At 71.1% G+C, this 1,995-nt stretch carries 2 protein-coding genes; one reads left to right on the top strand and one right to left on the bottom strand.

Annotated elements, in window-relative coordinates:
- The first annotated feature begins 115 nt into the window (after window positions 1-115).
- The gene (locus AOK22_RS39055) at window positions 116-349 is read left to right on the top strand and encodes a hypothetical protein (RefSeq protein WP_055703352.1); all 234 of its coding nucleotides are present in this window, start codon (window positions 116-118) and stop codon (window positions 347-349) included.
- A gap of 22 nt (window positions 350-371) precedes the next feature.
- Here the strand turns inward: AOK22_RS39055 and AOK22_RS39050 are convergent, their stop codons facing one another.
- The gene (locus tag AOK22_RS39050; protein ID WP_063795430.1) at window positions 372-1,943 is read right to left on the bottom strand and encodes a helicase HerA-like domain-containing protein; all 1,572 of its coding nucleotides are present in this window, start codon (window positions 1,941-1,943) and stop codon (window positions 372-374) included.
- Between the last annotated feature and the right edge of the window lie 52 nt (window positions 1,944-1,995).

Raw genomic sequence — 1,995 nt, 5'->3', positions numbered from 1 at the left:
CCTCCACCCCCACGTCCCCACCCCCCGCTCGGTGATCCTCCGCTGCTGAAAGAACCGGCCAGAGAAGAGAGAAGGAGCAGACACAGAGAGCACGAACCAGCAGCTAGGACAGCACATGCCCATCGACCCGTACGCGGCCCTGCACGCCCTCCTGCGCGCAGAAGCAGTCCGCACGGAAGCAGTCCGCACCGAAACCATCCGCACAGAAGCCGTCCGCACAGCTCCCCACGAGAACCACGACGAGAGCGGTCACGGCGACCCGTCCGAGGCACAGCGCCACCCCGGCGAGCGGGACCAGAGGCGGGACCAGAAGCGGGACCAGAAGCAGGGCCCCGGCCAGGGCACCTGACCACCCAGGCCCGGCGCAGCCGTCAGCGTCTGCGCCGGGCCGTCCCGAACACCGACCGCGAGATCTCCCGCCCGATCTGCGTCCCCATGGACCGCAGCAGCGACTTGAACATCCCGCTCCCCACCACCTGATCCACCACGGACGCGTCCCCCTGCGCCCGCCTCCGCCCCGACGCCTCGGCCCGAGCCTCCGCCCGCGCCGCCTTCTCCGCCTCCGCGGCCTCCGCCTCGGCCTGCTTGCGGGCCGTCGTCTCCGCCTCCTGGGCGGTCAGCTTCTCGTACGCGGACTCGCGGTCGACCGCGTCCGCGTACCTCCCGTACAGCAGCGACGCCTTCACGGCCTGTTCGAGGACCGCCGCCTCCACCGGCCCCATCAGCGACTCGGGCGCCCGCAGCCGCGTCGCCGCGACCGGCGTCGGCGCGCCCTTCTCGCTCAGGACGGTGATCACGGCCTCGCCGGTGCCGATGCCGGTGAGGACCTCCTCCAAGTCGTACGCGGAGTTCGGGAACGTCCGTACCGTCGCCTTCAGCGCCTTCTGGTCCTCCGGCGTGAACGCCCGCAGCGCGTGCTGCACCCGGTTGCCCAGCTGGGCCAGCACGTCCGCCGGCACGTCCTTCGGCGTCTGCGTCACGAAGAAGATGCCCACGCCCTTGGACCGGATGAGCCGCACGGTCTGCGTGATCGCCTCCAGGAAGGCCTTGGAGGCGCCGTTGAAGAGCAGATGGGCCTCGTCGAAGAAGAAGACGAGCTTCGGCTTCTCCAGGTCGCCGACCTCGGGCAGGTCGTTGTAGAGGTCGGCCAGCAGCCACATCAGGAACGTCGAGAAGAGCTGCGGCTTGTCCTGGACCTCGGGCAGCTCCAGGACGGACACCATCCCCCGGCCGTCCGTCGCCGTCCGCAGGAACTCGCTCGTGTCGAACTCCGGCTCCCCGAAGAAGTCCCCCATGCCCTGCGCCTCGAAGGCGGTCAGGGCCCGCAGGATGACGCCCGCGGTGACCGTCGAGAGGCCGCCGATGCCCTTGAGCTCCGGCTTGCCCTCGTCCGAGGTCAGGAAGGTGACGACGGCCCGCAGGTCCTTCAGGTCGACGAGTTCGAGACCTTTCTGGTCGGCGTAGTGGAAGATCAGCCCGAGCGACTGCTCCTGGGTCTGGTTGAGCTGGAGCACCTTCGACAGGAGGACGGGCCCGAAGCTGGTGATGGTGGCCCGCACGGGCGTCCCGGTGCCGATGCCCCCGAGCGCGTAGAACTCGCAGGGGAACCCGGTCGCCTCCCACTGCTGCCCGACCTCCGCGGCGCGCTGGGCGACCTTGTCGCCGGCCGCGCCGGGGGCCGAGATGCCGGAGACGTCGCCCTTGATGTCCGCGAGGAACACGGGCACGCCCTGCGCGGCCAGTTGCTCGGCGACGAGCTGCAGGGTCTTGGTCTTGCCGGTGCCGGTGGCCCCGGCGACGAGGCCGTGGCGGTTGAGCATGGTCAGCGGGATGCGGATCTGCGCGTCGGCGTAGCACTGCCCGCCCCACATCAGGGCGCCCAGATCGAGGGCGGGCCCGGTGAAGGCGTACCCGGCGGCGATCTCCACGGCCTCCTGCGGCAGCGCGCCGGCCCCACCGACGCCCTCGGCACCACCCGCACCCGCACCCGTACCC

The organism is Streptomyces silaceus (genome assembly GCF_001419745.1).
GTDB classification, from domain to species: domain Bacteria; phylum Actinomycetota; class Actinomycetes; order Streptomycetales; family Streptomycetaceae; genus Streptomyces; species Streptomyces silaceus.
This window is presented reverse-complemented; position numbering and strand designations above follow the sequence as displayed.

Bases quoted from the DNA above. Each gene is read 5' to 3' on its own strand.
- AOK22_RS39055 (WP_055703352.1), top strand. From the start codon at position 116: ATGCCCATCGACCCGTACGCGGCCCTGCACGCCCTCCTGCGCGCAGAA.